Genomic DNA, 22,277 nt, shown 5'->3' with positions numbered 1-22,277 from the left:
GCCAAACGAACCGAAAAGGCCTTGTGTCCTTGCCTGACGTCTCCCAGTGACTTGACATATTCTTTTTCAGCTTTTGACCAGGGGATGAGGTTAGACAAGACCACCCAACGGTTATTGGGATTTAATTGTCCACCAAACGGCAGGAAAAATTCATGTGGCAGGATGAGTTGATCGGCATGATGTTCGTACAAAGTTAGTCCCTCCAAGTGCAAGGTTTTTGATGAGTTTCCGAATCATACCCTTGCATATAAATTCGACAAAAAAGTGAAAAACCCTTGTTAAATCAACATTTTTTTGTTATTCAGTAGACCCTACATAGCATGGGGTCGGTAAATCTTCGATGCGCATCTTATTTGATTAGCTCCGGTTCTAAAACTTTAATGGGTTCGTCGTCCACTAATGCCGGATTAAAATCTTCTTTCCATGGGAGGCCCCATTTATTTAAAGCTTCCATGAATGGATCTGGATCAAACTCTTCGATGTTGTAGACGCCCGGTTTATTCCAGGTGCCGGTCATCAACATCATGGCGCCGATCATAGCCGGGACGCCGGTGGTGTAGGCAACGGCTTGCGATCCAACTTCCTTGTAGCAGGCTTCGTGATCACAAACATTATAGAGATAATACGTATTCTCTTTGCCGTCTTTTTTACCTTTAAAAATGCACCCGATATTCGTTTTCCCTTTTGTGCGCGGGCCAAGTGATGCCGGGTCCGGCAAGACCGCTTTGAGAAACTGCAGCGGTACAATTTGTTTTCCTTCAAACTCGATCGGTTCAATCGATGTCATGCCGACGTTTTCCAGGCATTTTAAATGGGTCAAATAGCTTTGGCTAAACGTCATGAAAAAGCGGATGCGCTTGATTCCCGGTATATTAAGGGCGAGTGACTCGAGTTCTTCATGATGCAGCAGGTACATTTCCCTTTCGCCGATTTCCGGGAAATTATAAACGCGTTTAATTTCCATGGGCTCGGTTTCAATCCAACGACCGTTTTCCCAATAGCTGCCTTTTGCCGACACTTCCCGGATGTTAATTTCGGGATTGAAGTTCGTCGCAAAAGGATAGCCGTGGTCACCGGCGTTGCAGTCAAGAATGTCGATGTATTCAATTTCATCAAAATGGTGTTTCAGCGCATAAGCGGAAAAGACACCGGTCACACCTGGATCAAAACCGCTGCCTAATAAAGCGGTAATCCCAGCTTCTTTAAAGCGCTCACGGTATGCCCATTGCCATTTATATTCGAATTTGGCGGTATCTTCCGGTTCGTAGTTAGCCGTGTCTAAATAGTGCGTTTTCGTCGCCAGGCAAGCTTCCATAATCGTGAGATCTTGGTACGGCAAGGCCAAATTGACGACAACATCAGGTTTTTCTTTTTCAATTAAAGCTACCAACTCATCCACATTGTTGGCGTCAACTTGAGCGGTCGTAATTTTGGTTTTGCCCCCATCGAGTTTTGCTTTTAACGCATCACATTTGGATTTGGTGCGGCTTGCGATGCATACTTCTTCAAAAACTTCACTGTTTTGGACCATTTTATGAACGGCCACCGATGCCACGCCGCCGCAACCGACGACAAGTGCTTTCCCCATTATTCTATCCCCTTACTTAATAGATTTAAAAAATGTGAGAATCATTACCCGGTATGCATAAAATTTTCCAAAGAAAAAAGCAAGTGACAAACGCATGACCCGCGCACGCCACTTGCTTTTGATATCATCTCTCATATTAAAGTGGGCATTATGACAAAAAGTCATAAGTCTACCATAAAGACAATTATGATAGAAAGGTCTTTAATATTCGATATATCATATGATCAGAGTCTATATAGCAAATAATTACTTTTAATACTCTTATTGATCGTTTCACAAGTTGATGTGCTTAGGGCACCGGTTATAAAGTTACCAACTTATAAAATTTGAGCTTTTAACTCAATCAATAAGGCAACTAAAAGTTGCCGATCGGCATTTGACCCGGCACGCCTATGCCTTAACTTCCTCTTATTTCAAAAGGAAGTGGTCAAAAATTATCTGCTTGGAAAGACTCGCGATATATTGAATATTAGCCTTCCAATTACGCTTATTTATACTATCAGTAAATAAGGAAAATAGCAATAGGCATTTTCAAATTTTATTTAAAAAACTTGTGCTTTTTTATATTGGTAAGAAAGGTCTTGGTCCAAAAGATATTTGCATTCGCAGCGTTAAGAGTTTGGAACTATCTTAAAAAGGTTATCTTTAGGTGTTTAGCAACCTTCGTACACACATGCCCCTTGAGATTCCGGATGGAGGAGGTCAATGGTGTAATTCGGAAAGCGATGGGCAAGTTTTTCGCGAATCGCTTCTCCTTTGTTTTTTTTCGTAAGGATGGCGATGCTAGGGCCGGCGCCGCTGAGGGCAACGCCGCACGGCTCGCCGGATAGATAAGCGGTGACGGTTTCAAGGTCGGGTACGGCTTTTATCCGATAAGGTTGGTGAAACACATCGCAAGCCATGATGTGGGATAATTTTTCGATATCCCCGCGAACTAAGCAGGCGACCAAGACGTTGGCTAAGCTCGATCCGCGCACGGCTTCATAGAAATCAAGGCGTTCGGGTAGTAGATTTCTAGAAGCTTCCGTTAAAAGGTGGTTGTCCGGGATCATCAAAATCACATCGATGGGAGGCACGCCGCAAGGGATGATAACGGTATCTTCTTCGCTATGCGTGCCGACCGTTAGACCGCCGTACACCGATGCCCCCGCGTTATCGGGATGACCCTCAAAACAACTGGCGAGTCTTGCCTTCTCGGCTGTTGTCAATTGCAGCCCAAGCAAGTAGTTGGCGAGTTCAATGCCGGCAACAATGGCCGCGGCACTGCTGCCAAGCCCGCGTTCAAGCGGGATGTCTGTCGTAATATCAATGTGAACGGCTGGCTCCGGATCCGGGAAACCATATATGGATGCCGTTTTTCGGTAGATGCGATAGATGAAATTGTTTTGATCTGTCGGTAGCGTTTCGTAGCCTGGTGATTGATAACGAAACCGCCATTGATCACTGGAAGTACAAGAAAGTACGAGATGACGGTTAAGGGCTAAACCGACCGAATCAAAACCGGGTCCTAAATTGGCGGTGCTGGCAGGCACTTTGATTGTAAATGTCAACGTTAAATGACCCCCTTGCCTTCTAGAAGGGAGAAGAGTTGGGCTTCGTCATTTTCAATAACGGTTGGTTTTATTTGGATAGCTGAAAGCGCGGTATCCGGGTCTTTAAGGCCATTTCCTGTTAAAACGGCAACGACGCGGCTCCCCTTTTTAATAGCACCGCTTTGCACTTGTTTTTTTATGCCGGCAATCGCTGCACAGGAAGCCGGTTCGGCAAAAACGCCCTCTTCTCGCGCTAACAAACGATAGACTTGTAAAATTTCCTCATCATTGACAGCATCCATTTTACCGCCGGATTCTTGGACGCTCGCAACCGCCTTCGTCCAGCTTGCCGGGTTGCCGATGCGGATGGCGGTCGCGATGGTCTCCGGATTTTCGATGATGCGATTTTTTACAATGGCCGCCGCCCCTTCCGCTTCAAAGCCGTGCATCCGGGGTAGGCCTGTCCCTTTTAACCGGTGGTATTCTTTAAAGCCCATCCAATATGCGGAAATGTTCCCCGCATTACCTACGGGAATGGCCAACACGTCAGGAGCTTGACCGAGCTGGTCACAGATTTCAAAGGCGGCCGTTTTTTGTCCTTCTAGGCGGTAAGGGTTGATGGAATTTACCAGCGTAACCGTTTGGGTTTTTTCCACAATGTCACGGACCATTTTTAAGGCTTGGTCAAAATTACCTTTAATCGCGTAAATTTCCGCACCTAGAATGACGGCTTGGGCGAGCTTTCCGAGAGCGATTTTTCCATCAGGAATCACAATAATAGTCTTCAAGCCTGCCCGTGCCCCATAAGCAGCTGCTGAAGCGGATGTGTTTCCTGTTGAGGCACACATGATCGCTTGGCTACCGGTTTCTTTCGCTTTCGCAACGGCGACGACCATCCCGCGATCTTTAAAAGAGCCAGTCGGATTAGCCCCTTCGTATTTGGCGTATAAATCAATGTCCCAGGCATTGGATAGCTTTTCTAGCCGAATAAGTGGCGTATGGCCTTCATGAAGTGTCAAGGGTGGGGTTTGTTCAGTCACAGGTAAAAATGGTTTATAAGCTTGTAATAGGCCGGGCCAGTTTTCCATATTCTACTCTCCTTCAACGCGGTATCCCGATTTTATTTCGTAAACCATCTGCATATCGCGGAGCTGGCTTAAGACGGACTGAAAAGCCTTCCGAGTCGTTTGATGGGTAATGATCACCACTTCCGCCATGCCCTTTCCTTTAAGGGGTTGCTGAGACAGTTTTTCAAAACTAATGTTCTTTTCGGCAAATAAGGTAGATAATTTGGCAAACGAACCGGCTTCGTCTTTAACGAGAAGGCGAAGGAAGTATTTTGCAAAAATTTCCTCGTCATTTTTTAATTGTTTTTTATTATACGGTATAAGCGCGCTTTTACCAGTGACACCTAAGCGCATGTTTTTAGCGACAGCAACTAGATCTGAGACGACGGCTGTTGCCGTTGGGAGCTGGCCGGCTCCGGGGCCATACAACATCGTTTCGCCGATGCCTTCTCCATAAATGTAGATGGCGTTGAATTCATTATTCACGGAAGCGAGCGGATGGTCCTTCGAGATAAAGGCCGGCTCAACGCTGATTTCCACCCTCCCGTGATCGCGCCGGGCGATGCCAATGAGTTTGATGACATAGCCAAAATGGTCCGCGTAATCAATGTCTTCGGGGGTGATGGTCGAAATGCCTTTTATAAAAAGATCCTCTAGGGATACTTTCATCGAAAAACCGAGGGTACTTAAAATCACCATTTTTCGGGCAGCATCCAGCCCTTCGATATCACTTGTGGGATCGGCTTCGGCAAAACCAAGCGCTTGGGCGTCCGCGAGAGCTTGTTCAAAGGAAATCTTTTCTTTTGTCATTTTAGTAAGGATAAAATTGGTCGTCCCGTTGACAATGCCCATCATTTTAAAGATGCGGTCTGAGGACAATCCGTCAACAACACTACGCAAAACAGGAATGCCACCGCCGACGCTTGCTTCGTAAAACAGATCACAACCATACTCTGAGGCGACGGACAGCAGCTCACCGCTATATAAAGCCAAAAGATCTTTATTAGCTGTAATCACATGTTTGCGCCGGCGTAAAGCGCGGAGGATCAGCTCTTTCGTTTCCTCCATGCCGCCCATCACTTCAATGACGACATCAATGTTGGGATTATTGACGATATCTTCGGGGTCGGTCGTTAACAAGTCGTCCGGCATGATGATTTTTCGATCCTTATGTATGTCCCGGATGAGAATTTTTTCGACCTGAATGGGCAACCCGATTCGATGAAAAAGCTCCTCTTGATGTTCGTGAATCATGCGGTAAACGCCGCAACCCACTGTACCAAGACCGAGCAACCCAACATGGATCGCTTCTTTCATCCTATCTCCTCCTGTCGCGTGCCTCCAACTTATATATAAACCAAATTATAGAGTTTTAGAAAAAGGCGTTCAAGGGCTAATAGTTTTACAAAAGCAGTCTTTTCAACGTATACATCTCAGAAATGTGGTAGGATGAAAAAAAGTAGCTCTTGTAAAATGGCGCTAGCGGTTCTTTTCTGTAGAAATCTGACCGCATGATAAAATGAACGGTTGGAGTGAAAACATTGATTCGAACGGTTTTATTTGATATTGATGGCGTTTTATTAAGTGAAGAGCGTTGTTTCGATGCTTCGGCATTGGCAGTTTGGGAACTTTTATATAGCCCCCGTTATCTGGGTCTTTCACCTGAAGTCTTTACACCGACAATAGGCGAGACAGAGATGAGGCGTATTCGGTCAACGGTGTTTTGCCATGATGACGTACTGAATCTTTTAAAATCACAAGGCTTAAATTCGAATTGGGACATGGTGTTTTTGACCTTTTCTTATCAATTGGCCCATGTGTTATCCCAACTCGAGGATAAGCAGTTAGCGGATGCTTTACAAATTCTCGAACACCTCATCGATGATCAGTCACTCAGAGATTTGGCCAAGCTCATTCCGGGGAATGTCCAGCTTGATTTTGCCGCCTTTCTCCGGGCTTTGCCCTCTTTAGAGATCAAAAAAGATGAGATAGAAAGCTTTTGGTCGTCGCTTTGGCAAACGCTTATCGGGACTAACGACATTATTGACACAAAACCTTTCAGGAGCCTATGGGAACTTGGGCGGGAAGTTTTTCAGGAGTGGTATGTCGGGGAGGCCTTTATTGAACAGTCGATCGGAAGAAAAGCGCGGCAAAAAGGAAAAAAGGGATTTTTACATGAAGAAATTCCACTTGCACCTGTTGAGGATTTAAACAAATTGTTTCAATGGCTCGTGGACCGGGGCTTTCGTATCGGCATCGGAACCGGCCGGCCAGCGGTGGAAACGTTTGAGCCGCTCAGCGCCATAGGGCTTTTGCAATGGGTTCCTTCGCATGCCATCGTGACCGCTGATGACGTTTTACGGGCAGAAAAGCTTGTACCAGAGGCAGGCGCTTTAGGCAAGCCGCACCCTTACACCTACTTACAGAGTTATTTTGGTAAAGAAAAAGCGCCGCGTGATGTTCTTGAGGTGGCTTTGCCAATGGATGTTGGCGAACAAATTTTAATTATCGGCGATTCCGTCGCTGATTTTTATGCGGCCCGGCAAATGGGAGCGCGGTTTGCCGCGGTGTTAACCGGCCTTAACGGTCAAGAGGCAAAAACAGAGTTCGAACAGCTGGGCGCGGATTTTATTTTGGATCGCGTCATAGATGTGCTTCCTCTTCTTTCGAATTAAGTGGTTATGATGCTGCGAAACTTTCCATATAACCATGAGCCGGCTTGAGTCCTATTTGTAAGAAAGCCGATCATTTTTCAGTCTAGTATATTGGTAACTAAGGCCCCTCCCTTCGTCTAAAAGGATTTATCGGTAGGAAATGGATATCGTTTATTGGGCCAACAGAAGAACAACTATGCTTTGCCTTTCCCCAAAAGGCTTGCACTGACAGTTTTATCAGGCCACAAAAATCAACTAAGGCTCTGCTTTCGCCGAAAAGCTTGGGCAGAGCCAAGTTTTCATTAACTTGAAAGATCCAGATGTCTGACTTCTTTAATGTGTGAGACGTTGCCAATTTGCGTTAAAATCGCTTCGTCGGCTTGTTTATCAATGGTGAGCACCATAATCGCCCTACCCCCGATGCTGTGACGTCCCACCTGCATCGAGCCGATATTGATGCCGTGTTCACCGAGAATTGTGCCGACTTTTCCGATCAAACCTGGCAGGTCGTGATGCTGAATGTACAGCATATGCCCTTCAATGGGTAAATCAACGGAAAAGCCATCGATATGTGTGATTCTTGGTCCGTAACCATTAAGCAGCGTCCCCGATACGGTTTTCTGTTTCTGATTGGCAGAAAGCGCTACTTTGACAAGCCCGACAAACCCATGGGTCTGTTGCTCGCGCTTAACATTATAGGTTAGGCCGGTCTCTTTCACGTAATATTGTACGTTGATGAGATTGATATGATCACTTAAATAACGGGATAAAATGCCTTTTAGGATGCTTCTCGTTAAAGGTGCTGTTTCAAGATGACCGAGCTCTCCGGAATAGGAAATCGTTACCTCTTCCGGAGGCCCATCTAAAAGCTGACCGGCCGCCTCTCCCAACTTTTCGCCAAGTCCGAGATATGGATCGAGCACTTCTCTTACATCGTCCGGTATCGCCGGTAGGTTTAAAGCATGGCGGGCCGCAACCCCGTGAAAAAACTGTAAAACTTCCCGACACACATCGGCTGCAACTTTTTCCTGTGCTTCAACGGTCGAAGCGCCGAGATGGGGTGTCGCAATCACTTGTTCAAGTTCCAGAAGCGGGTGGTTCTTAGGTGGTTCATTTTCAAAAACGTCCAATGCGCACCCTCCCACATGGCCCGCGATAATCGCTTCATATAATGCCTTTTCATCGATAATGCCACCGCGGGCACAATTGATAAGGCGCACCCCTCTTTTCATTTTCTTCAGGGCTTCAGCATTAATAAGATGGTGGGTGTCTTTGGTTAATGGTGTATGGACGGTAATAAAATCCGCTAGGGAAAAGATCGTCTCAAGCTCTGCCCGCTTAATACCCAGCCGTTTGGCTTTTTCCTCCGATAAAAATGGGTCATAACCAAGAACATCCATTTGAAAGGCTTTAGCCCGTTTGGCTACTTCAGCGCCGATCCGCCCCATGCCGATAATGCCCAAAGTTTTCCGGAAAAGTTCCACACCTTTAAAAGATTTTCGGTCCCATTCGCCCCTTTTTAAAGAGAGATAAGCATTCGGAATTTTCCTGGCTAAGGCCAAGAGCAACGCCAACGTATGTTCAGCGGCCGATATCGTATTGCCGTCAGGGGCATTGACAACAAGAATACCGGCTTTGGTAGCGGCGTCTAAATCAATATTGTCGACGCCAACCCCTGCACGGCCAATAATTTTCAATTGGCGAGCCTCATGAATTAAATCCCGATCGACGCGGGTCTCGCTTCGGATAATCAACCCATCGTAACGGCCGATGATCTCTCTTAATTCATCATGGGAGAGGTCTGTTTTCACGTCAATCGAAAATTCCGGGTCATTTCTAAGAATGGAAAGCCCGGCTTCGCTCAGTGGATCACTGATTAAAAGATGAAACATCATGAAAGCACCTCCTCGGCCGCTTGGACCATGGTGCCTGGGGGAACCGGGTGACCGGTTGCCTTTAATGTCATTTCAAATAAAAAAAGCGATTGGATGAGTTCGAAAAAAGAGCAAGCACCCATATGGCCAAAGCGCACAAGACGCCCTTTTAATTTTTTCTGTCCGCCAGCGAGAATAAGTCCGTATGTTTCGCGCGCGGTTTTGCGGAAAGCTTCCGGTTGAAAACTGGGCGTTTCAGTAATCGCTGTAACGGTAGGGGAAGCATCTTCTTCAGTTGTCAATAAGGGGAGCCCCGCAGCAGTCACAGCGGCACGAGTCATTTTTTTCAACCACATGTGGCGCTCAAACACCTGATTTAGCCCTTCTTCTTCAATGATATTTAATGCTTCTTGTAACCCATAGATGAGAGAAACTGCCGGAGTCGCTGGTGTCGTCCCTTTTGCGGCTTCCTCTTTATAGTTTAATAGATTTAAATAAAAAGGTTTTTGCTTCAGTTGGCGCATTTTTTCGTAGGCGCGTTCTGAGGCGGTAACGAAGGCAAGGCCAGGTGGGCACATCAGGGCTTTTTGCGAACCGCTGACGATCATATCCACCCCCCATTGATCCATATGTAGAGGGGTGCCCCCAGCAGAGCTTACGGCATCGACAATCACCAAAGCCTCGCTTTCATCGCGGACGACGGCAGCCATTTCTGCAATAGGGTTTAGGACGCCGGTGGAGGTTTCACAATGAGTCATAAAAACAGCGGCAAGCGGCGACCGTTCACGTAAAAAGGTGCGGAGTTGCAAAGGACTGGCCGCTTGCCCCCAAGGAATATCTAGTCGGTGAACCCTTCGCCCGTATGTTGAACAAATTTCTGCAAAACGCTCGCCGAAAGCTCCGGTCACAACCACGGCCACATCATCATCGGGCTGTGTCAGATTGACAACGGCTGCTTCCAAAGCGGATGTGCCGCTTCCGGTAATGATAAGAACGTCCTGCTTGGTCCCGAAAATCGGCCGGAGTCGGTGGCTCGTCTCTAAAAATAGTTGGCTGAATTGGGGGCTTCGATGGTCGACCATCGGTTGCATCATAGCTTGCTGCACGCGTTTGGGGACGGGAGTGGGGCCCGGTGTTCTTAAATGCCATTCCCCTCTTTTGATCAAGGTTTCACACTCCTTCCAAGGTTGTCGATTGTAATTTCTGTCTATTTTAACAATACACTTTAGTCCTGTAAATGGGTAACGAGACTTGGACAAAGCGAAGAATTGGAAAGAAAAAGAGTCCAGTTAAAGATTTAACCGGACGGAAGAGGGATCGTAACAGACGTCTTTATTTTTAAAAACATCATACAGTGACCTTTTTATACTTGTAAAAGTTTCTATCAGGTGAGTATAAGGGCCAATGAGGCTCTGCCGTTTGTCAAAGACTTAGCAGAGCCAAGTTTCTTTTTACAGCCAAAAGCGTTTTACAGCCCGGCTCTCGTCATATGCCTTCAGGAAGGAATACAAGGCCTTTTAATATCTTTTATTTCCATTTAGGCTAAGGAACCCATGGGATCCCACGGCTCGAGGGCAATCGGTTCTTGATCCAATGCCGCTTTTAGCGTGTCGGGGAGATATTTTTTATGAATGACCACTTGATACATATATTCATCAAACCAAGCATCACTCATCACGAAAAAGCCTTTATTTCCGCGATCTTCCCCCCAACTGTTTTCCACTTTCCAGCGCAGCGGCTTGCCCTCAACGACATGAACGCCGGTAAATACCATGGCATGTGTCATGAGACTGTCCCCGTATTCCAGACGTTCGGCTTTCGTCATTCCCAAGGAGACATTTAACGTATTTTCAAAATCGAAGAGCGCAAGATCCATGATTCCTGTATCGCGATCCATCATTTGACCGACATCGCAACCAAACCAAACGGGCTCGTTGTCCAACAGTTGTTTGAGTGTGAGTTCTTTAAAGACATCCATTTCGACATTCAAATACAAAACGTCTTTTCCACCTTTAACATTTCCGAGAAATTTTACCGTGTACGTTTTACCGAATGGTTTATTTTTCGTTGGGGCGTTGATCACACTCACATAATCTTGTAAAGCTACACCGACATACTTTTGATAGAAAGCTTGTGGCGTTAAACGAGCGTCTCGGTAAAAATGGTGGTCTTTATCGCGGTATTCAAAATCAAAAAGGGTTGGCGGCTCTCCAAGACTTTGGCATAAGATCCGGTACACTTCGTTCAGGATTGCTTCTTTTCGAGAACGCAAATCCTCGACAGCGACGTGTTCTTCTTGATAGGCTTTCCGCAATTCAGCGGCGCTTTTTCTTAATTTCATTGTTAATACCCGATTCATTCTTTGGGTTTTACTGCTTTCGAACGTTTCAGGCATGACGTCTTTCGGCACTACTCCATATTTCTCAACAAGGTTGACAAACATATCCCATTGTCCACCATCATGTATAGGTGCGCGGAGCAGCCAGGCGATAAGTCGACCGTCGGTTGGTTCGTCTAAAGTTTCTAAAATGCTTTCAAGAAAGTAGTTCGCTTTCTCGAACTTATCCCAAAACATGAGGTAGTTTTGAGAGAGTTCAAATGTATCCAAATGACACCGTTCCATAACGCGCAGGCGGAGGGTATTCAGCCCAGCAAACATCCAACATCGGCCGCTTTGTTTTTGATTGGTGATTTTACCGGTTTGGATCTCGTGGGAAAACGTATAAGGAATGTTAACAGGGATTTCTTGATTCATAGCCACCGCGTTAATGCCGTTTTTCTTAATGGCATTCATGATGACTTTGCGAACAGGGTCTTTCTGAAAATCCGTTTTAAAACGGTCAATCAATGCATCGGTAATCACTTGCTGCTGTGTCAGTTCAACGCCCATGCTATCCCTCTCCGATCTCATGATTATTGAAAATTATTAAAAGTCCCACGATATCATTATACTCTATGATGGGTAGGATGAAAAGAAAACAAATGACAAAAGCATTCAACCTCTCTTTAATTGTGACGCGATTTAAGGAAATTTTTTCGTTAGAAGCGTGCTGTAAAAAAGTTTTAACCCGTTCTTTTGCTATATTCACTTTTTTAAGCAATCGCCTGAAGGAGGTTTTTAAACGAAGGGGCTCGTAAAAAAAGAGTATAATGGTCTCGGTGAATAAAGAATCGACTTTAGGAGAGAGGGCATTGGAAAAACAAACGAGTGGTTTTCGATGGATTGTGTTTATCTCTGGGCTATTAGCCTACCTATTAATTGTTAGCCAACGAACGGCTCCAGGGTTGATCACAGATCAACTCATGAAAGATTTTCATCTTACTGCGGCATTTATTGGGTTGCTTTCGAGTATCCAATTTTTTGCCTATGCCGGACTGCAAATTCCGGTGGGCATTTTGTCCGACCGTTTCGGACCAAATGTGTTCCTCATCGCCGGCACGTTAATGAACGGGATTGGCACGTTGATTTATAGCGTGGCTCCGCATGAAAATGTGCTTTTATTAGCCCGCCTTCTGGTCGGGATCGGGGATGCCACCATTTGGGTTAATTTAGTGATTTTGTTCAGCCAATGGTTTAAAGCGAAGGATTTTGTTGGTTTAATCGGCATTGCCAGTCTTTCCTCAAGCATTGGCTTTCTTCTGGCCACGGTCCCTTTTTCCATTTGGATTACGGCCTCAGGTTGGCGACATGCGTTTTTTATCAGCGGTTTTGTCATTTTTCTTTGCGGCTTACTTTTATATTACGTCCTTGTGAGAAAGCCGCGGCAGCTCTTTCCAGCTGATGCGGAGAAAGAGAAAGTGAAACGAGAAAAAATAAGACATGTATTACAAAAAACATTCAAAAGTCGGCAAGCCTGGGGGACGTTTTTTGGCCATTTCGGCCTTGTCGGCACATACGTCGGATTCATTTCATCTTGGGCAGTTCCCTATGGCATGCATGTGTACGAGATGACGAGATCCCAATCGAGCCAGCTCGTGATGATCGGTTTAATCGGTTCGATGATTGGCGCACCACTTGCCAGTTGGGTGGCCAATCGTTTAGGAACGGTTAAAAAGCCATATGTTACAGCCCATGCCATGGTTTTTCTGAGTTGGCTCGCTTTTTTGTTGTTAGGTGGGAAGCCTTCGTTCGTCTGGCTGATCTTTTTGTTCTTACTCATTGGCTGTGGCAACGGTGCCAGCGCGATGACTTTCGCCATTGTCCGAAAATCGTTTCCCATTCATGAGGTCGGGGTAGTATCCGGATTTGCTAACACTGGGGGATTTATCAGCGCGATCCTTTTACCGGCTGTTTTTGGCAAGATTTTAGATCACTTTCACGGCGCAGAAAACCTCACTGGTTACCACTACGGATTTATCATTCCGGTGCTGTTTAGCTTTCTCGGACTCCTTGGCGGGTTATTGATCAAAGAAGACATGCGAACACGGCAAGAAAAGTCAGAGATATCAAGGGGTTAAGACGTTTGGAATCATTGACAGAACCCGTCCGGTATGTTACTTAAATAGTGTTAGCACTCGATGAAAGAGAGTGCTAACACAACCTTTCAATTGGGAGGGATTGACGGATGGAAAAGCTACAATTTAAAGCTGAGTCTAAAAGACTTCTCGAAATGATGATCAACTCTATTTACTCTCAGAAGGAGATTTTTTTAAGAGAGCTTATTTCTAATGCGAGCGATGCGATTGACAAAATTTATTATAAAGCGTTGACTGATGATACCTTAACGTTTGATAAAGACAAGTTTTACATAAAAGTTGTCCCGGATAAGGAAAACCGAACACTGAAAGTCATCGATACCGGGATTGGCATGACGAAAGAGGAATTAGAAAACCACCTCGGCACGATCGCCAAGAGTGGGTCATTGGCCTTTAAAACGGAAAATGAGATGAAAGATGGCCATGATTTGATTGGTCAGTTCGGCGTCGGTTTTTACTCGGCTTTTATGGTGGCCGATGTGGTAACTGTCATCAGTAAGGCTTTAGGTGAAGACCAGGCTTATAAATGGGAATCAGCAGGCGCAGACGGGTTTACCATTGAACCGTGGACAAAAGATGAAGTCGGCACCGAAGTCATATTGAAAATCAAGGAAAACACGGAAGATGAAAATTATGATGAATTCCTTGAAGAATACCGTTTGAAAGCGATCATTAAAAAGTATTCGGATTTTATTCGTTATCCGATAAAAATGGATGTGACCGTCAGTCGGCCGAAAGCGGATGGGGATAGCGATACCGTCGAAGTGAAAGAAGAGCAAGTCATTAACAGCATGGTGCCGATTTGGCGGAAAAACAAAAGCGAATTAACGGATGAGGATTACGAAAACTTTTATACGGAAAAGCGGTATGGGTTCGACAAACCATTAAAGCACATTCATATTAGTGTCGATGGCGCTGTGAGATACCATGCTATTTTATTCATTCCGGAGAGCATTCCGTTTGACTATTACACGCAAGACTACGAAAAAGGTCTCGAACTGTATTCCAACGGCGTTTTAATTATGAATAAATGCCCGGATCTTTTGCCGGATTACTTTAGTTTTGTCAAAGGGATGGTCGATTCCGAAGATCTTTCCCTCAATATTTCGCGGGAAATGTTACAGCATGATAAGCAGCTGAAGTTAATCGCCAAAAACATAAGTAAAAAGATTAAGAGCGAACTGCTGCAAATGCTCAAAAACGAGCGCGAAAAATATGAGAAATTTTTCGATGCCTTTGGCCGGCAATTAAAATACGGCGTGTACAGCGATTTTGGCATGCATAAGGAGACGTTGCAAGATCTTCTCATGTTCTATTCTTCGAAAGAAAAGAAACGCGTGACATTGGATGAGTACGTCTCGCGGATGCCGGAAGATCAAAAGTACATTTATTATGCAACAGGAGACTCCGTCGAGCGTATTGAAAAACTGCCGCAGACCGAGCTTGTTGCCGATAAAGGCTATGAAATTTTATACTTCACCGATGAGATTGATGAATTCGCGATTAAAATGTTGTTGAAATATAAAGACAAGGAGTTCCGTTCGGTTTCCGGAAGTGATTTAGGTCTTGAGGAAGAAGACGGAAAGAAAACAGAGGAAGCTGAGAAAGATCACCAACCGCTCTTCGACTATATGAAAAAGGTTCTGGATGGCAAAGTTAAAGCGGTTCGGGCATCGAAACGTTTAAAGTCTCACCCTGTCTGCCTCACGGCGGAAGGTGAAGTTTCGATTGAAATGGAAAAGGTCTTGAATGCCCTTCCGAACAACCAGAATGTTCATGCGGAAAAAGTTTTGGAAATCAACACGCAACATGAGGTGTTCCAGTCACTGAAAAACGCCTATGACAACGACAAAACTAAACTCGATCTGTACACCAATCTTCTGTACAACCAAGCGCTTTTAATTGAGGGGCTCCCGATCAGCGACCCGGTGGCCTTTACAAATGATATTTGCAAAATTATGGTTTGATGTAAAAAACTTGGCTCTGCCAAGCCTTTTAGGCGATGGCGGAGCCGTCGTTGTCCTTATGCTGGATTGAAAAAATTTTAAGTATAAAAAGGTTGACTCATTGAGGGTGGGGTGAGCCCCAAAACCCTTGAGTCAACCATTTCTATTTTCGTCATTGGTTTTTCGCTATATAAACACTTGAGTGTCCGTTTTCACGGCTTCAATCGGACACTAGCTATTAATGTCCTACGTAAGACATTAACTGGCTGATTTTTTCTTTCAATGTTTGTTTAACCCCATTGTCGATGTCGAGGTCGTCAATTGTAGCAAACATCGTATCCAACCAAAGTTTTGCCCGCTCCGGATTCGCTTGAAAGGCATGCCGTTCTTTCACTTGATTCGAGTGTTTTGAGTTAGCGTCCGGATTTGTATTGTTAATCAGTTCGAATATAAAATGTTTCTGCCTTTCGATTAATCGGTTAACATCCACTTGTCTTTCGCGAAACATGGTCACAAACGAAGGTTCTTTAAGCAATCGTTCATAAAATTTCTCGACGAGTTCATCTACTTTGGCTTGCTCTAAAATCAGATTTTCCGGCATAGCCTTCGCCTCCCGTTAAAAGCATTTACGGTTACAGTTTACCTGGAGCACCAAGTTGAAAAAGTGATATATATCATAAGTAAATCTTGAAGAATGATAACATTGTGAACTTAAGCAAAAGGAATATGAGAAGAAGTGAATCTGATATATAATATCTTTAAAGTTATTTCGAAAAATTCGTAAAGTATTTTGCGAGCGCTTTCGTAAAAAGGAGGGATGGACTTGGCGAATTACGGCAATGATGTACAATTCCGCATTTATCAGACGATGCCAAACCCCGATCCGAATCGATTGCCGGTCATCTATGAAGAATGGGAGGAAAAAGCAAGGGAAGTTCTTGAAGATGGTCCGTTTTATTATATTGCGGGCGGTGCTGGCGGCGGAATGACCATGCAAGCGAACCGTGCGGCGTTTAATCGTTGGAAAATTGTCCCGCGCATGCTTCGAAATGTAGAAGACCGGGATACAACGATCGAGTTGTTTGGCAAGACGTATCCATTTCCTGTGTTGCATGCGCCGATCGGCGTCCAATCCATCATCCATCCGGATGGCGAACGGGCATCCGCGCGGGCTTGTGCTGAACTCGGCATACCGTATGTTGCCAGTTCAGCTTCAACCGTTCCCATGGAGCAAATCGCTGAAGAAATGGGCGATGCACCGCGCTGGTTCCAACTCTATTGGAGCAAGGACCCGGACATTACGGCTAGTTTCCTTCAAAGGGCGGAAGCTTCTGGCTACTCCGCTATTGTTGTCACACTGGATACACCGATGATGGCTTGGCGAGAACATGATTTGAAAAATGTCTATTTGCCATTTCTCAATGGCGAAGGGGTGGGAAATTACTTCACGGATCCTGCCTTTTGTGCGAAATTAAAAAAATCACCACAGGAAGATCCACTATCGGCGATCTTATATTGGGCACAAGTCTTTGGCAATCCCGGCTTAACATGGGAAAACCTACAGTTTTTAAGAGAGCACACCAATCTCCCCATTTTGTTAAAAGGGATCCTTCATCCTGAAGATGCAAAAAGAGCGGTGGCATACGGTATCGATGGGATTATCGTTTCGAACCATGGCGGACGCCAGGTAGACGGGGCGATCGGAGCGCTTTCCGCCTTACCGGCTATCGTTGATGCCGTATCGGGTCAACTCACTATCCTCATGGATAGTGGTATTCGCCGCGGTTCGGATATTGTTAAAGCACTAGCGCTCGGCGCTCAGGCCGTTCTTGTCGGCAGGCCGTGCATGTATGGCTTAGCCGTTGCGGGTGAAAAAGGGGTTAAAGAAGTGTTGCAGAATCTTTTAGCTGATCTGGACATCACGATAGCCCTTGCTGGCGAACGAAGCGTCCGAGACATTAATTCATCGATTTTAATTGAAACAGCTTAGTGTGTAAATGAGGGGGTCGTAATGGATGGAGCATGATGTGATCGTCGTCGGGGCCGGTCTTGCCGGGCTGGTTGCCACAGCTGAGCTCGCTGAGGCAGGTAAAAAAGTGCTTTTGCTGGATCAAGAGCCGGAAAGCTCCCTTGGCGGTCAGGCATGGTGGTCATTTGGGGGCTTATTTTTAGTCGACTCACCCGAGCAACGCCGCCTAGGCATCAAGGATTCAAGAGAGCTCGCCTGGCAGGATTGGCTCGGAACAGCTGGCTTCGACCGCTTGGACGATGAAGATTACTGGGCCATTAAGTGGGCGGAGGCTTATGTCGATTTTGCCGCAGGGGAAAAACGCGCTTGGCTGTGCAGCTTAGGCGTGCGGTTTTTTCCGATCGTCGGTTGGGCAGAACGCGGCGGGTATCTGGCTGACGGCCACGGGAACTCAGTGCCGAGATTTCATATTGTTTGGGGTACAGGACCGGGACTTGTCGCCCCATTCGAACGCCGCGTCCGTGAGCAAATTCAACATGGGCGAGTGGATTACCGCCCGCGTCACCGCGTCGATGGTTTAGTGAAGAAAAATGGCGCGGTGGTCGGCGTAAGAGGTGCCATTCTCGTCCCGAGTGCGGCGCAACGGGGAGAGGAAAGTTCTAGGGAAGTACAGGATAATTTTGAGTTTCAAGCGGAGGCGGTTTTAGTTGCAACAGGCGGCATCGGCGGCAACCATGAGCTCGTTCGGAAAAACTGGCCGAAGTGGCTGGGCGAGCCCCCTAAACATATGGTCTCAGGGGTGCCGGCCCATGTGGATGGCCGGATGTTAGCCATCGCTGAGAAAGCAGGCGGGCGCATCGTTAATCGCGACCGCATGTGGCATTATACCGAGGGGATTAAAAACTGGAACCCGATTTGGCGCAATCACGGCATCCGCATATTACCGGGGCCGTCCTCCATTTGGCTTGACGCTCGGGGTCGTCGATTTCCAGTGCCCTATCTTCCCGGCTTCGACACGCTCGGCACGCTCAAAGCGATTCAAGAAACCGGTTATGACTACTCGTGGTTCATTCTGACGCAAAAAATTATAGAAAAAGAATTTGCCTTATCGGGGTCAGAACAAAACCCGGATTTAACGGAGAAAAGCATTAGGAAGGTTTTTGGTCGTGCCCTGCCCGGCCCTCCAGGACCCGTTCAAGCTTTTATGGATCACGGGGAGGATTTTATCATTGCCGATACACTGAAAGAATTGGTTGATGGAATGAATCGACTGACGGGTGAAAGTTTACTTAACCTCGAAGACATTGAACGCCAGATTCGCGCAAGAGACCGGGAGATCGATAATGCCTTTACGAAGGACTTGCAAATCGTGGCGATGCGCGGAGCCCGAAATTATATCGGTGACAAACTCATCCGCGTTGCCAAGCCTCACAAAATCCTCGATCCGAAAAACGGACCTTTAATTGCTGTACGCCTCCATATTTTAAGCCGTAAAACATTAGGGGGCTTGCAAACGGATTTATCAAGCCGGGTGCTCGACGCCGAAGGCCAACCCATTCCGGGTTTATATGCGGCAGGAGAAGTAGCAGGTTTTGGCGGCGGCGGGGTTCATGGCTATCGCTCACTTGAAGGCACGTTTGTTGGCAGTTGTCTTTTTACAGGACGAACGGCAGGCCGCGCCATTAGCCGTGATTTATAACCGAGCAAAGGCCCGTGCTTCCTTTGGGGGTGTATGTCCGGAGTGCTTTTTATAGTATAATGAGTCTTATAGGTTTAATTAGAAAGGGTATGTATTGTGAAAACATCCATTTATGGGTTAACGCTGGAACAATTATCCGATTGGCTTACCGAGCGCGGGCAAAAGCCGTTTCGCGCCAAACAAGTCTGGGATTGGTTATATAAAAAACGGGTGTTGAGCTTTTCGGACATGACCAATGTCAACAAGGAATGCCGTGAGCTCCTTGAAGAACATTTTGCTATACAAACATTAAAAGAAGAAATCAAACAAGTCTCAGCAGACGGAACGGTGAAGTTTTTGTTCAAACTGCAAGATGGGAATTTAATCGAGACCGTGCTGATGCGCTTTGACTATGGACTGTCGGTTTGCGTCACGACCCAAGTCGGCTGCAACATCGGCTGTTCTTTTTGTGCTAGCGGCATCTTGCGCAAAAATAGGAATTTGACAAGCGGCGAAATCGTTGAACAAATCATGAATGTTCAACACACTTTGGACAAAGCCGGCAAGGGAGAAAGAGTCAGCCATATCGTCGTGATGGGAATAGGCGAGCCATTCGATAACTTTGACAACGTGGTGCGTTTTTTACGCATCGTCAATGATCAGAACGGACTAAAAATCGGGGCGAGACATATCACGGTATCCACGAGCGGTTTGGCACATAAAATTTATGACTTTGCCGATTTGAATTTGCAAGTCAACTTGGCCATATCCCTTCATGCGCCCAATAATGAGCTTAGAACGCAAATTATGAAGATTAATAAGGCATTTCCGATAGAAAAGCTGATGCAAGCCGTCAATTATTACTTAGAAAAAACGAATCGGCGCGTCACTTTTGAGTATATTCTACTTCGTGATGTCAATGATCATGAAAAAGAAGCTCTGGAGCTTGCCGAGTTGCTTAAGGATAAAAAACACCTCGCTTACGTCAATTTAATTCCTTATAATCCCGTCAGCGAGCACATTCAATACCAAAGAAGCACGCCAGAAGCGATTCAGCGTTTTTATGATACGCTCAAGCAAAATGGCATCAATTGTGGCGTCCGGTTAGAGCACGGCACGGATATTGATGCTGCCTGCGGCCAGCTTCGCAGCAAACAAATCCAAAAAAGGAAAATCAGTTAATTTTATAGAACGAAAACCGAAGGATCCATCTGGTTTTCACTTGTTCTGGGTCGTTGGGGACAGCCCATTTTGATCATTTTTGTCACTAGCCTTTCTGCATTTTAAAGGAATTGGCCGCTCTATCAGCGAATAAATATACGAGCGTATTTTCAGAAAGGTGGCTAGTTATGGTAGACAAAAAGATACAAGCCGTGCAAGACTTTTATCCGGATGATTTTTCGTGGTGCTATGGGTGCGGCCGGTTAAATGAGAAGGGGCATCATATTCGTACGAGATGGGAAGGGGATCATACGGTCACGGAATATGACCCAAAGCCCGAACATACGGCTCTCCCCGGATTTGTCTACGGCGGCTTCATCGCTTCCTTAATCGATTGTCATGGCACGGGTTCAGCTGCTCTGGCCTTGCACCGCAAAAACGGTCATGAACTAGGCGACGGGACGCCACCACCTCGGTTTGTCACGGCATCTTTAAATATCAATTATTTAAAACCAACCCCAATGGGTGTGACACTTAAAGCGATTGGGACAGTGGAAGAAATTCACCCGAAAAAGTGGAAAGTTCTTACCGAGGTCTATGCTGATGACGTGTTATGTGTTCGCGGTGAAGTGATTGCTGTCGTTATGCCGGAAACTTTTATAAAAAAATAGATTAATTGAGATGTAAAAAAGGCGTGCCGAGTCTTTCTTTTAGGTGCGTCTTTCTTTTTTTTTTTTTGCGGACAGCAATATGCCTATATAAAATAAATTTTTCTTGAACGGTCAAGCTATCTATAAAGGATTGTTATACCTCATAAATGATATTAATCGGATAAATCGTTATAATAAATCATTGTTACGGCTAATGAATAGAAAGGAAGATGGTTATGAAGATCGGTTTAATCGGTTTGGGAAAAATGGGATTTAATCTCGGGCTCAATTTCCTCGACCATCAACACAAGATTGTAGCCTATGATGTCAATCCGGATGCGGTTAAACAGCTGGAAGCCAACGGAGCAACCGGCGCTTATTCGATTAAAGAATTGGTTGGACAACTGGAAGCACCACGCATTGTCTGGGTCATGGTGCCGGCAGGGGAAATTACAGAAAGCGTCATCAATGACGTTTCTTCCTATTTGGAAAAAGGCGATATCATCATTGATGGCGGCAATTCAAACTATAAAGATACGTTGCGCCGGGCTGAGAAACTAGGTGAAAAAGGCATTTACTTCTTTGATTGCGGCACGAGCGGTGGTATGGAAGGGGCACGCCATGGTGTTTGCACGATGATCGGCGGCGATGCGGAAACTTTCAAGCTCATTGAACCGATTTTTAAAGATATTTCCGTGGAAAACGGTTATCTGTATACGGGTCCGGTTGGTAGCGGTCATTTTCTTAAAATGGTACATAACGGCATCGAGTATGGGATGATGCAGGCGATTGCCGAAGGGTTTGAGATTCTCGAGAAAAGCCCATTCGATTATGACTATAAAGCGGTTTCTAAAGTTTGGAATAACGGTTCTGTCATCCGTTCGTGGTTAATGGAATTGATGGAAAATGCCTTCTCAAAAGAAGCAAAACTTGAAAGCATTAAAGGCGTTATGCATTCAAGCGGTGAAGGAAAATGGACGGTGGAGGCGGCCCTTGATTTCCAAACCGCGGCCCCTGTCATCGCTTTGTCATTAATGATGCGTTACCGCTCCCTCGAAGATGACACCTTTGCCGGAAAAGTTGTCGCCGCATTGCGCAATGAATTCGGCGGCCATGCTGTAGAGAAGAAGTAATGAATAAAGGCTGTATCAATTTGTGTATAGTAAAAAACAACGCCCTTTGTTAAAACAAAGGGTGTTTTTTTGTAGGTTTGAAATGACAATAACCGAAGAGGTAAAAAAGCCCAAATTGCGTAGAAAGTAGGGTGATATCGCAACTCAACGGTATCCAAGATAATGCATAATTTCAAAAAAATAAACAAAACTTCTAGTTAGAGTAAAATTTTTATGGGCGAAATGAAAGGTATTAATGGGACTCTTTGGTATAAAGAGGAGTCACAGCGAAGCTGCTTGCCTTTGACCGCAGATCGCCCGATTCTTGGCGTCCGGCGGAAGGGGTCGGGGCCCCGCCGACGGATGCTTAGAATCGATTGCCCGTGTTACACTGGCCACTCGTTGAGCCGCTTAGGCTAAATTTTTCGGTGAGACTGTGGCGTTAAGCGTAACACGGGCACAGACAAGGTCAAAGGTGACGGAAAAATGGGATAGAGATTTCGTAAAGGTGGTCACGTAAGGAGGGTAAAATACAAGAAAAGAGGGCCTCTATTTTGTACAATAAGTTTG

Annotated in this window: 16 protein-coding genes and 1 pseudogene; 8 read left to right on the top strand and 9 right to left on the bottom strand. The window is 45.7% G+C overall.

The features are described from left to right. From H532_RS18760 to H532_RS0112050, 5 genes and pseudogenes are all read right to left on the bottom strand, one after another. Nucleotides 1-191: pseudogene (locus H532_RS18760) on the bottom strand (IS5/IS1182 family transposase); the annotation flags it as partial. Between the two features lie 158 nt (nucleotides 192-349). Further along, nucleotides 350-1,588 (bottom strand): saccharopine dehydrogenase family protein, encoded by a 1,239-nt coding sequence (locus H532_RS0112065; RefSeq protein ID WP_027725690.1) that lies wholly within the window; start codon nucleotides 1,586-1,588, stop codon nucleotides 350-352. Between the two features lie 653 nt (nucleotides 1,589-2,241). Then, nucleotides 2,242-3,138 (bottom strand): homoserine kinase, encoded by an 897-nt coding sequence (gene thrB / locus H532_RS0112060; RefSeq protein ID WP_027725689.1) that lies wholly within the window; start codon nucleotides 3,136-3,138, stop codon nucleotides 2,242-2,244. Between the two features lie 2 nt (nucleotides 3,139-3,140). Continuing rightward, entirely contained in the window at nucleotides 3,141-4,208 is a 1,068-nt protein-coding gene (gene thrC / locus H532_RS0112055; protein WP_027725688.1) for a threonine synthase, read from the bottom strand. A gap of 3 nt (nucleotides 4,209-4,211) precedes the next feature. Continuing rightward, a complete protein-coding gene (locus tag H532_RS0112050) occupies nucleotides 4,212-5,504 on the bottom strand; it encodes a homoserine dehydrogenase (RefSeq protein WP_027725687.1) in 1,293 nt (430 codons plus the stop codon). A gap of 224 nt (nucleotides 5,505-5,728) precedes the next feature. Between H532_RS0112050 and H532_RS0112045 the strand changes: the two genes are divergently transcribed. Further along, a complete protein-coding gene (locus H532_RS0112045) occupies nucleotides 5,729-6,862 on the top strand; it encodes an HAD family hydrolase (RefSeq protein WP_027725686.1) in 1,134 nt (377 codons plus the stop codon). 281 nt (nucleotides 6,863-7,143) lie between these two features. Here H532_RS0112045 and serA read toward each other — a convergent pair whose 3' ends face one another. The 3 genes from serA to H532_RS0112030 form a co-directional block, all read right to left on the bottom strand. Next, nucleotides 7,144-8,733, bottom strand: coding sequence for a phosphoglycerate dehydrogenase (gene serA, locus H532_RS0112040; protein ID WP_027725685.1), 1,590 nt, complete (start codon nucleotides 8,731-8,733; stop codon nucleotides 7,144-7,146). Next, entirely contained in the window at nucleotides 8,733-9,881 is a 1,149-nt protein-coding gene (locus tag H532_RS0112035) for a pyridoxal-phosphate-dependent aminotransferase family protein (RefSeq protein WP_342662309.1), read from the bottom strand. Before H532_RS0112035 ends, serA begins: the two co-directional genes overlap by 1 nt. A 371-nt stretch (nucleotides 9,882-10,252) precedes the next feature. Further along, on the bottom strand, nucleotides 10,253-11,605 hold the full coding sequence (locus H532_RS0112030; protein ID WP_027725683.1) for a C1 family peptidase: 1,353 nt from the start codon (nucleotides 11,603-11,605) through the stop codon (nucleotides 10,253-10,255). A gap of 302 nt (nucleotides 11,606-11,907) precedes the next feature. On the opposite strand from H532_RS0112030, the gene H532_RS0112025 reads away from it, so the two are divergent. Then, on the top strand, nucleotides 11,908-13,173 hold the full coding sequence (locus H532_RS0112025; protein ID WP_027725682.1) for an MFS transporter: 1,266 nt from the start codon (nucleotides 11,908-11,910) through the stop codon (nucleotides 13,171-13,173). A 107-nt stretch (nucleotides 13,174-13,280) separates the two neighbouring features. Then, entirely contained in the window at nucleotides 13,281-15,158 is a 1,878-nt protein-coding gene (gene htpG, locus H532_RS0112020) for a molecular chaperone HtpG (protein ID WP_027725681.1), read from the top strand. Nucleotides 15,159-15,375: 217 nt separating this feature from the next. Here htpG and H532_RS0112010 read toward each other — a convergent pair whose 3' ends face one another. Beyond that, nucleotides 15,376-15,738 (bottom strand): protoglobin domain-containing protein, encoded by a 363-nt coding sequence (locus tag H532_RS0112010; protein WP_027725680.1) that lies wholly within the window; start codon nucleotides 15,736-15,738, stop codon nucleotides 15,376-15,378. A gap of 222 nt (nucleotides 15,739-15,960) precedes the next feature. Between H532_RS0112010 and H532_RS0112005 the strand changes: the two genes are divergently transcribed. The 5 genes from H532_RS0112005 (at nucleotide 15,961) to gnd (ending at nucleotide 21,728) form a co-directional block, all read left to right on the top strand. Continuing rightward, nucleotides 15,961-17,127 (top strand): lactate 2-monooxygenase, encoded by a 1,167-nt coding sequence (locus H532_RS0112005; RefSeq protein ID WP_027725679.1) that lies wholly within the window; start codon nucleotides 15,961-15,963, stop codon nucleotides 17,125-17,127. A 25-nt stretch (nucleotides 17,128-17,152) separates the two neighbouring features. Further along, a complete protein-coding gene (locus tag H532_RS0112000) occupies nucleotides 17,153-18,805 on the top strand; it encodes an FAD-binding dehydrogenase (protein WP_027725678.1) in 1,653 nt (550 codons plus the stop codon). 93 nt (nucleotides 18,806-18,898) lie between these two features. Then, nucleotides 18,899-19,966, top strand: a complete 1,068-nt coding sequence (gene rlmN / locus H532_RS0111995; protein ID WP_027725677.1) for a dual-specificity RNA methyltransferase RlmN — start codon at nucleotides 18,899-18,901, stop codon at nucleotides 19,964-19,966. 167 nt (nucleotides 19,967-20,133) lie between these two features. Then, on the top strand, nucleotides 20,134-20,616 hold the full coding sequence (locus tag H532_RS0111990; RefSeq protein WP_027725676.1) for a PaaI family thioesterase: 483 nt from the start codon (nucleotides 20,134-20,136) through the stop codon (nucleotides 20,614-20,616). Nucleotides 20,617-20,831: 215 nt separating this feature from the next. Continuing rightward, on the top strand, nucleotides 20,832-21,728 hold the full coding sequence (gene gnd, locus H532_RS0111980) for a phosphogluconate dehydrogenase (NAD(+)-dependent, decarboxylating) (RefSeq protein WP_027725675.1): 897 nt from the start codon (nucleotides 20,832-20,834) through the stop codon (nucleotides 21,726-21,728). The last annotated feature ends 549 nt before the right edge of the window (nucleotides 21,729-22,277 follow it).

The organism is Tuberibacillus calidus DSM 17572 (assembly GCF_000430685.1).
Classification (GTDB): domain Bacteria; phylum Bacillota; class Bacilli; order Bacillales; family Sporolactobacillaceae; genus Tuberibacillus; species Tuberibacillus calidus.
This window is presented reverse-complemented; position numbering and strand designations above follow the sequence as displayed.

Bases quoted from the DNA above. Each gene is read 5' to 3' on its own strand.
- H532_RS0112065 (WP_027725690.1), bottom strand. From the start codon at position 1,588: ATGGGGAAAGCACTTGTCGTCGGTTGCGGCGGCGTGGCATCGGTGGCC.
- thrC (WP_027725688.1), bottom strand. From the start codon at position 4,208: ATGGAAAACTGGCCCGGCCTATTACAAGCTTATAAACCATTTTTACCT.
- H532_RS0112050 (WP_027725687.1), bottom strand. From the start codon at position 5,504: ATGAAAGAAGCGATCCATGTTGGGTTGCTCGGTCTTGGTACAGTGGGT.
- serA (WP_027725685.1), bottom strand. From the start codon at position 8,733: ATGTTTCATCTTTTAATCAGTGATCCACTGAGCGAAGCCGGGCTTTCC.
- H532_RS0112030 (WP_027725683.1), bottom strand. From the start codon at position 11,605: ATGGGCGTTGAACTGACACAGCAGCAAGTGATTACCGATGCATTGATT.
- htpG (WP_027725681.1), top strand. From the start codon at position 13,281: ATGGAAAAGCTACAATTTAAAGCTGAGTCTAAAAGACTTCTCGAAATG.
- H532_RS0112010 (WP_027725680.1), bottom strand. From the start codon at position 15,738: ATGCCGGAAAATCTGATTTTAGAGCAAGCCAAAGTAGATGAACTCGTC.
- H532_RS0112000 (WP_027725678.1), top strand. From the start codon at position 17,153: ATGGAGCATGATGTGATCGTCGTCGGGGCCGGTCTTGCCGGGCTGGTT.
- H532_RS0111990 (WP_027725676.1), top strand. From the start codon at position 20,134: ATGGTAGACAAAAAGATACAAGCCGTGCAAGACTTTTATCCGGATGAT.
- gnd (WP_027725675.1), top strand. From the start codon at position 20,832: ATGAAGATCGGTTTAATCGGTTTGGGAAAAATGGGATTTAATCTCGGG.